At 27.7% G+C, this 8,349-nt stretch carries 10 protein-coding genes; 9 read left to right on the forward strand and 1 reads right to left on the reverse strand.

Annotated features, from left to right (window positions below):
• Nucleotides 1-77 precede the first annotated feature (77 nt).
• Nucleotides 78-1,304 carry a hypothetical protein gene (locus tag EU91_RS07615; protein WP_032523785.1) on the forward strand — a complete coding sequence of 409 codons (1,227 nt, stop codon included), beginning with the start codon at nucleotides 78-80 and terminating at the stop codon, nucleotides 1,302-1,304.
• Between the two features lie 127 nt (nucleotides 1,305-1,431).
• Here the strand turns inward: EU91_RS07615 and EU91_RS09240 are convergent, their stop codons facing one another.
• A complete protein-coding gene (locus EU91_RS09240; protein WP_193741580.1) occupies nucleotides 1,432-1,581 on the reverse strand; it encodes a hypothetical protein in 150 nt (49 codons plus the stop codon).
• 258 nt (nucleotides 1,582-1,839) lie between these two features.
• On the opposite strand from EU91_RS09240, the gene EU91_RS07610 reads away from it, so the two are divergent.
• The 8 genes from EU91_RS07610 to pilM all read left to right on the forward strand — a co-directional run.
• Nucleotides 1,840-2,232 (forward strand): hypothetical protein, encoded by a 393-nt coding sequence (locus tag EU91_RS07610; RefSeq protein ID WP_032523786.1) that lies wholly within the window; start codon nucleotides 1,840-1,842, stop codon nucleotides 2,230-2,232.
• 2 nt (nucleotides 2,233-2,234) lie between these two features.
• Entirely contained in the window at nucleotides 2,235-4,217 is a 1,983-nt protein-coding gene (locus tag EU91_RS07605) for a type II secretion system protein GspD (protein ID WP_032523787.1), read from the forward strand.
• 26 nt (nucleotides 4,218-4,243) lie between these two features.
• Entirely contained in the window at nucleotides 4,244-4,933 is a 690-nt protein-coding gene (locus EU91_RS07600) for a hypothetical protein (protein ID WP_032523788.1), read from the forward strand.
• Nucleotides 4,934-5,584: a hypothetical protein gene (locus EU91_RS0108365; RefSeq protein WP_032523789.1), complete on the forward strand. Its 651-nt coding sequence runs from the start codon at nucleotides 4,934-4,936 to the stop codon at nucleotides 5,582-5,584.
• A gap of 33 nt (nucleotides 5,585-5,617) precedes the next feature.
• Nucleotides 5,618-6,115 (forward strand): hypothetical protein, encoded by a 498-nt coding sequence (locus EU91_RS07595; protein ID WP_032523790.1) that lies wholly within the window; start codon nucleotides 5,618-5,620, stop codon nucleotides 6,113-6,115.
• On the forward strand, nucleotides 6,112-6,318 hold the full coding sequence (locus EU91_RS07590) for a hypothetical protein (RefSeq protein ID WP_032523791.1): 207 nt from the start codon (nucleotides 6,112-6,114) through the stop codon (nucleotides 6,316-6,318). Before EU91_RS07595 ends, EU91_RS07590 begins: the two co-directional genes overlap by 4 nt.
• An 11-nt stretch (nucleotides 6,319-6,329) precedes the next feature.
• On the forward strand, nucleotides 6,330-6,887 hold the full coding sequence (locus tag EU91_RS07585) for a hypothetical protein (RefSeq protein ID WP_032523792.1): 558 nt from the start codon (nucleotides 6,330-6,332) through the stop codon (nucleotides 6,885-6,887).
• 1 nt (nucleotide 6,888) lies between these two features.
• A partial coding sequence (gene pilM, locus EU91_RS0108370; protein ID WP_032523793.1) for a pilus assembly protein PilM occupies nucleotides 6,889-8,349 on the forward strand: 1,461 nt, incomplete at its 3' end.

Here is an 8,349-nt window from a genome sequence, read left to right on the forward strand (position 1 = left end):
GAATAAAAAGAAGCTCTCTATGTAAAATATATTTTTTTTGTACTATTATTAAGGGCTATCATCAATCTTTTCGTGACATGAACCATAAGGAAAGGTTCTCTCAAATTATTTTTTATTTATTAATTTCAAAAAAGTTATTAATTTCACTTATCTTTTTATTATTTCCATTTAATGCAATTGCTTTAGAGAATAAGAGGCTGAATTCAATAAAATTAGATTATTGGCAAACTATATGTTCTTCTCCAAAAAATTACAAACATACTTGGATTGAACAACCTAAAAAATATTCGATCAAAAGATTATCAAATATTGCAGAAAATTTTAGATCTGGCTATGCTTTTTCAACTGGAGAAAAACTCATAATAAGAGACACTGCTAATAAAAAATATTATGAATATTTAGATGGCTCATATTACCCATTGGAGAGATCAATAGTTTGTCCTAAAGCAATTCATGAAGATTATGTTATTGAGACATCTTCAAATAAAATAAAAGCATGTAAATTAAACGATATTGATAATTGTAAATCAATAACTATAAAAGAAAATACTTATCCCTACGTTATAACTAGCCATAATGATTCAGTACTTGCAATTACTAATTATGGTGATGCATTGATTTTCAAAGCTAATGAATGGTGCAGGATGTCATTAAATAATGAAATTTTTATGTGCGATAAAGACGCAAAGACTTTAGAAAAAGGAAGAGGAATTCAATTCTATAGTGCTGTTGACTATTTTGGTACTAAACTTATTGGGCATTTCCCAACTGGAAGATTATATGAATTTGATGGAAATGTACTAAAACCATCTAATATTTCGCCTCCAGAATTTAATAAAAATTCAAAACATTACGAAGCACAATCCATGGCAATTTATTGTGGTGATTTATTTGTAGGTTACTGGCCATATGGTGAAATATATCGACTTGATTCAAAAACAAACGAATGGTCTAGATTTGTAAGATTATTTTCTCATCCATCTAAAAATAGAACTCCTTTATTTGGAGAACCTGTACCATACTCAAAACGCCTATTCATATTGAAAAATGTTCTAAAGAAATTTACCAATTTTAGATCTTCTGAAAATGAAGATATTTCTTTGGCATTTCTTGGACAAAGGGTTTCTGCTCTTGTTCCCTATAATGATTCTTTATATGCAATAACTTCAAATTTGAGAGCTTGGGGTAATAATGTTAATCCTAAAGAATTTGACTTCTTAAATGAATCGCAGATTAACGAATATGGAGCAATTTATAAAATATATTCAGAAGGTTGTAATACTGTAAAATCAAAGATTGACTAATTAGATGCTTTAATTTTTTTATAGGAAATATTTTTGTTTTTCAAAAAAGGTTTAAACTTAATTGATCTTAAAGTTATATAAAATTTATTTTATTTTTCATATATTAAATAAAAAAATTTGTTTTTATTTATCCAAAATTAATATTATCTTGAAAAACTCCAAATAAGTTATTACCAAGAACTGCAGCTATGACTAATATAAATGCAACTATAATAAAAAGAAAACTTACATCTTTAAGATCATAGGGCTTTTTAAATAATTTCTTCTTTTTGTCCATCTAATTACTATAGCAATTAAGTTCTTCTTATTAAAAAATAAATTAATAAAAATGGAAAACTATTTACCTAGTTTGTAGAAATCTAATCTTTCGAAAATTGTGTTTTATATAAGTATTTTTATGCTATGAAATTTACTAAAGTTTTAATACTGAAGCTTACAGTTATTGACTACTTTACTTAGATTTGCAATAATTATAAGATTAAAGCTTATTAGATCCTATAAATATAATTTTAGAAATCAGTATTTCTCATTATCTATGGAATATATAGTTAGACAAATAAGATTTAAAAAATTTATATTTATTCTTTTTGGTTTGGGATACTTAATTACAAATAATAATTTCGCTTATAGTGAGACTTTAAGTTCTAGTCATATAAATGAAAAAGATTTTGAAAATTCTCTCAATCTATATTCCGTTGAATTTCACGAATATGAAAATTCAACGAATTTATTTGATGAATTTTTTGGATTAGAATATCCATATGATGAAACATCGGACATAACGAACTACCAAGATTTATCTATACAAATTGATTCAAAAAATTTAAGAGATCTCTATAAAAAGAAGATTATTGAAATGACCAAATCAAACAAAACAACAGAAAGAAAATATGAAAATGAATGGTCTTTTTTTAACAAAGAAATTTAAAAATGAATAATAAAAATAACTATTTAAATATTTTTTTCAAAATAAAAAACTTCAATGCCTTTGTATTGACATTTATCGCTATTTTTGTCCCTTTGTCTGCCTCAGCAAAATTCTCAAATAACTCCATAAATCTTAACTATAAAGCTAATTTAGGAAGTAGCAAAAAAATAAAATTAACTCAAAAAGATTTGATAAATAATCAAATAGTTTCAGTCGATTTATCAAATGATAATGAAAAGCGAAATAATATTTCCTCGGGAAATAATATTATTGATACTGAAATAGATAAAAATGAATTAAAGCTAAGTGAAATTAGTAAATTTAATTCAGCAGATCAGCAAAAAATTAATTTGGAGTCTATCGATCCACCAAATGATTCAATTATAGAAGACTTGAAAGAGGAGATTAATCAAACAATTTATAAGTCAAATTCAAAAGATTCTAATGATAAAACATTCAAATCAGAATCCAATAAGAATTTAAATAAAACACCCCCTTCAGGGAAAATCTTCGTAGGCGGTTTTACTATTCCACCAAGGGGTTATGTTAATTTAGAAGGCCCTAAAATAACTTTAAATTTAGTTGAGGCAAATGTCTTGGAGACTTTAAAATTTCTTGCTAAAACTGGTGATTATGGATTCCTATATATAAATAATAAATCTAGTGAAAATGATTCTATAACTATTAACGAAGATAAAGATTTAAATGACCCCAAAGTTACGGTGAATTTTGTTAATCAGGATTTCTCTCAAGTATTTAATAGCCTTTTGATGGCTTCAAATCTTCAGGCTAAGTTTGAAAAAGGAATAATATTTGTTGGAGAAAATATTTTTAATAAAAGCTTAGTTCCAAAGTTTTCAAAGACTTATAGGATTAATCAGGCTTCTGCGGCTTCTGTAGGTGATTATCTTTCAACACTTGGGGCAAAAATATCCAAAGTCTTGGTAAAAGGTAATGCAATTGCTGGAGATGAACTAGGCAGTAGCAATAGTTCAGTAGTTGAGTTGACAGAAAATTATATTAATTCATATGGAATGGTTGGAGGACCATTAAGTGGCCTTATTGGAACTGTAGATTTGAGACTTCAAACTATTACTCTTGTGGGAGAAAAAAATTTGATTGCAACTGCTGAAAAGTATATAAAGTCTCTTGATGTAATGCATAGACAAGTAGCGTTATCAGTTCAAATAATTGACGTTTCTTTAGAAAAGTCTGATCTAACAGAAAATAAATTTGAAGCTCGTTCAGGCGGTACCTACATAATTAATAACGGTGGATTTGATATTTCAGTTGCCAATGACTCTAGTTTTGCTGTACCACCTATTAATGGTCCTATTTCAAGCTTTATAGGTGCAGGTTCGTCTTTAAGTAATAATAATTTTATTAATTGGCTATCAAGGAAAATAACAAATGATAATGCAAAAATAATTGCTTCTCCAACATTAATTTTAGGAGAAAATCAAGACCCAATTCTATCTGGAGCAGCTGAAGTGGATGATGGTTTATCCAAAGCTTCGATAGGCAGACCATTTGCAAATGAAGCATTTATTAAAGTAGGTGAAAGTGTAGTAACCTCTTTTGAAACAAATGTTTCAGATGGAGTTACAACATGTACTGCTTTCAAAGGAATTGCAGGAATTACTTTTGGAGCAAAATTAAATAAAATTGATGATAATGGGTTTGTAACTTTTTCACTGAGTCCCGCAATATCATCTATTACTAAGACAGAGACAGTAGCAAATTGCGGAACTCAAAGTACATTAAGTGTGAGAAGATTAGATACAGGCGTAATTAGAGTTAAAGATGGAAATACTCTTGTTATCTCTGGCGTATTAAAGGACGAAGATGCAATTAATACTAAAAAAACCCCCCTTCTTGGGGATCTACCGCTTTTAGGAAGCTTATTTAGAAATAATACTACCGTCAAAAGGAAAAGCGAGTTAATAATTCTTGTAACTCCGAAGGTTTTAAATGAAAAGGACTAAATATTTTTTTTTAAAAATATAAAATAATGACTTCAACAAATTTTAAAAGTATTGATTTATTAAGAAAAAGGAGAGAAGGTAATTTCTTACAAGAGCCTTTCTTTATTGATACTAGGAAATATATAAATAAAGGAATTTATATAGGTTTATCTATTATTTCCCTATCTCTTCTTTTTGGTTTTGTTTTCATTATTAGATCTAACATAATTCAAAGAAAAATTGCAGATATAAAACCATTAGTCGAAAAATATGATGCGTTGCAAAAGAAACTTGATCAAGAATCTAAAGATTTAAAGACTATTGCTTCTTTCAACAATAAGCTAAAGAATTCTATTGTTAATTTAAGTTCCAGCTCTGCGTTATTAGCTGAGGTATCATCAATACTTCCTAGAAGTATCCAACTCATATATTTAGATTCTTCTTCCTCTATTTTAAGTCTGAAGAGCAAGGTACCAGAGGGAAAAACTTTTAATTTGATTAATGGTTTTTTGATAAGTTTAGATGATTCTGAATTTATAAACTTCAGCGATATTGATTTAGGCAATATACAGGCTGTTGATAAGATTAAAGGTGAAAGTGAAGGTCATTATATTGTTGATATAACTACAAAAATCACTTCTGATTTTGAAGAGATCAATCAGAAATATCTTAAAAAATTAGGATCTGAAGGTCTATCAAACAGAATAGATTTACTAAAAAATGTTGATAAAAATTAAATGGTAAATTTTTCACCAAAAAGAAATAATCTTATTACTCCTGAGAGAGCTGCTATTTTACTGCCTTCTATAATTTCTTCACTTATTGCTTTTATTCTTTTTACCACATTTTCGATTCCCAAATATGTTTCGTCAAATATGGTTAAAAATGAATTGAAGCAATTCAAAATCAAAGTTAGTAAATTACCTGATTTACAGAAACAATCTCGAATCATTTCAGAGAAACTAGTAAAACTAAATTCTCAAAAATCAAAAATTATTGAATTAATTTCTGGCACAACAAATCTAGAAACTTTTATTTCTAGATTAGGCTATATAGGGAATAAAAATAATATTGAGTTTAATTCAATTAAGCCTATATCCTCAATAAAGTTTGTAGAAGCTGAAAATAGTAAAATTCAAGATGAATTAAATATTAATCCTGATGAATTACTCGTAGAGGGAGTAAAGAAATACAATTTAGATTTAAATTTAAATGCAAAATATTTGGATCTATTGTCATTTTTAAAAGAATTAGAGTTACAAGAAAATATAATTTTGTTTGAAGAATTTACACTTGAAAAAATTGAAACTAATAAAGAAATAAAATCACAAGATGAGATTAAAGATTTAAAAGTTAATTTAAAAATTGCTGTCTATGGAAAGATTTAATGTGTTAAAAAAAAATAGACTCAACTCATAATTATGATTTACTTATATGCAGGTCTTGGAATTGCAATGATTTCTGGTATTTCGGCAATGATGCAAATTGGAGTAAACTTAATTGCTATTGAAAGACTATTTCCTTTGAAAGATAAAACTTATAATGAATATTATCTTAGACTTGACCAACAAATAATGAAAATTTTATATACTTCATCAGTTCCAGATAGTGATATCTGTGTTTATGTTAAAGATACTTTTAAAGATGAATATAAAAACCCAGAATATAAAATTGCAGGAGACTTTGAAAAGGAAAATGGTAATAAAAAAACTTTCTCTAAAGGGAAATTATTTACTAATGCATGTGCTTTGGAGTCCTTACCAGATGAGGATTTACGTAAACATAGAGTTTTAATCATACCCACATTTGAGGAAGAATATAAATATGGTCTATTTTCCTGCATAATACCAACTAAGGATAAGAAAAATGTATATTGTGACTTTGAGAATAATCCCGACGAACAAGAAGGGATATTATGATTTCATCAGTAATTGGAGCAGTAATTATGTCTGCGGCCACTGTAGCTATGTTGGTAACTCTTCAATTTACCAACAAAGTTGAAAAAGAGCTAGGGAAGGATTATTTGACGATTGATGAGCGAAAGATTTTAACAGACGCATTTTGGACTGATCGTGCTGATCTTTCTAATATAAACACTGCAATAAAAAATCTCCCTTACTAATTGGATCGAATATGGAATTTTCAAATAAATTTGATAGGAACAAGGGAATGACAATACCAGAACTAGTTATGGCAACTTTAATGCTAACTGCATTTATGGGGGTTTTTGTTGTGGTATCAAAATTTACTGCTAATTTTATGAGGCCAATTAACTTGGATGGTAATTTAGATTTTGAGTTAGCACAAGAAATAGACGCCTCTACAAATCCCATGCCTGATATTTTAAATCATCATTATAAAATAAACCTTACTATTGATTCGATTATTTCAACTCTATCTCAACCGGGTCTAAGTAGTACGTTTATTAGAAATCTTGAATGTACATCCAGTCCAGGTAGAGATTGGGGAATTGACTCTATTAGTAAAAATGCTATTCCTGATAATTACAGTATTTGTATAACTCATGAAACTCAACTTTTTGAAGATTCATATGAAAATCTTTTAAACAGAAAAAATCCTAAAGATGCTAAGCCCGGTATTTACATTATTTATGCAAAACCAAATAATGGAATATCATATAATTCAGCTCCTTTGAGAAGAATTTTCTGTAGACCAAAACCTTTCTGTTAATATGGCTGTTTCTAAAACAAATAATAAAAAATTATCTGAATATACAATCGCAGATTTGAAGGATTTTTTTTATGAACTTACAAGAAAAATTAGTAGCAAGGTAATTTTAATAGAAATAGGTAATGAATTTTTTAATATTGCTTTAGCTAAATCAAAAAATGGGAAGTTATTAATCAAAAAAGTATATCGGCAATCTTTACCAAAAGAGGCAATTGAAAAATCTTTGCCAACAGATCCATCAGCTTTTGGATCTACTATTTTGGGTGTGTTAAAAGAGTTAAAATTAAACTCACAGAGGGTAGCAATTTCTATACCTTCTGATGCATGTTATACGAGATTAATTGAAATCCCAGATAATGTCGACAAAAAAGATTCAATTGAATTTCTAGAAAATCCAGACTCTGGGATACAAATACCTATCTCATTAAATAATTCTGATTTTGATATTTCACTAACTACATTGCCAAAAAGTTATAAAAATAATAAAACTTTTAATAAATATTTTCTTACTTCAATTCCTCAAAAAAACGTTAATTTAATTTTAGAGACAATAAATGCTGCTAATTTAGAGTTATGTTCAATTCAAACAAGTCATAATTGTACATCTAATTTATTAAGAAATGAAATTGATAATTTAGATAATGAAAATCTAATTATTTCTATTGAGTTACTTGATGAATTTACCCAGATGATGATTTTAGATAAATCTGGACCAATATATATAAAAAGACTTGGATCTATTAGAAATTACCCGTCTATTGATGAAATTAAGAAGATTAAGATACAAGAAAAAGACTCAAAAAATAGTGTAAAAGCTTCAGGATATTTGCCCTTGTCTAAGTTAGATCTCAAAGTGCTTATAAGAGAAATAAAAAATTCCTTTAGAGCTTTTTTAGATGATAACAATTTAGAAAAAAAAGGAAATTTATATTTGTCAGGAAGAAATAGTCAACATGAGAATCTTGTAAATATATTAGGAGAGTCTTTGTCTATGGATACTTACTTGATTTCACCTTCTTCTAATTATTGGTTAGAAGAGTTTACATATAATCCTGATGAAATAAATCAATTTTCTATGTCAAGAATAATTGGATTAGGTTTATCTTTAATTAAAAATTTAGATTCACAAAATTACTTACAGAATGCCAACTTTTTAGTGGATAAATTTCTTTCTAAAAATGTTCATAAAAAATTAAATACCGAAAATGTAAAAGATAAAGAAAAACCAAAAATTAAGGAGAAGAAGGTAGAGAGTAAGTTACCTCCAAAGGTAAAGGAGGATACTTCTGATAAAAAGCAAGAACTACCGCCACTACCAAATCTCAATATTAAGGAGAAGAAGGTAGAGAGTAAGTTACCTCCAAAGGTAAAGGAGGATACTTCTGATAAAAAGCAAGAACTACCGCCACTACCAAATCTCAACATTAAGGAGAAGAAGGTAGAGAGTAAGTTACCTCCAAAG

It is taken from the genome of Prochlorococcus marinus str. GP2 (assembly GCF_000759885.1).
GTDB classification, from domain to species: domain Bacteria; phylum Cyanobacteriota; class Cyanobacteriia; order PCC-6307; family Cyanobiaceae; genus Prochlorococcus_A; species Prochlorococcus_A marinus_J.

Excerpts from the sequence above, each read along its gene's own strand:
- EU91_RS07595 (WP_032523790.1), top strand. The coding sequence starts at position 5,618 with ATGATTTACTTATATGCAGGTCTTGGAATTGCAATGATTTCTGGTATT.
- EU91_RS07615 (WP_032523785.1), top strand. The coding sequence starts at position 78 with ATGAACCATAAGGAAAGGTTCTCTCAAATTATTTTTTATTTATTAATT.
- EU91_RS07600 (WP_032523788.1), top strand. The coding sequence starts at position 4,244 with ATGACTTCAACAAATTTTAAAAGTATTGATTTATTAAGAAAAAGGAGA.
- EU91_RS07585 (WP_032523792.1), top strand. The coding sequence starts at position 6,330 with ATGGAATTTTCAAATAAATTTGATAGGAACAAGGGAATGACAATACCA.
- EU91_RS07590 (WP_032523791.1), top strand. The coding sequence starts at position 6,112 with ATGATTTCATCAGTAATTGGAGCAGTAATTATGTCTGCGGCCACTGTA.
- EU91_RS07605 (WP_032523787.1), top strand. The coding sequence starts at position 2,235 with ATGAATAATAAAAATAACTATTTAAATATTTTTTTCAAAATAAAAAAC.
- EU91_RS09240 (WP_193741580.1), bottom strand. The coding sequence starts at position 1,581 with ATGGACAAAAAGAAGAAATTATTTAAAAAGCCCTATGATCTTAAAGAT.
- EU91_RS07610 (WP_032523786.1), top strand. The coding sequence starts at position 1,840 with ATGGAATATATAGTTAGACAAATAAGATTTAAAAAATTTATATTTATT.
- EU91_RS0108365 (WP_032523789.1), top strand. The coding sequence starts at position 4,934 with ATGGTAAATTTTTCACCAAAAAGAAATAATCTTATTACTCCTGAGAGA.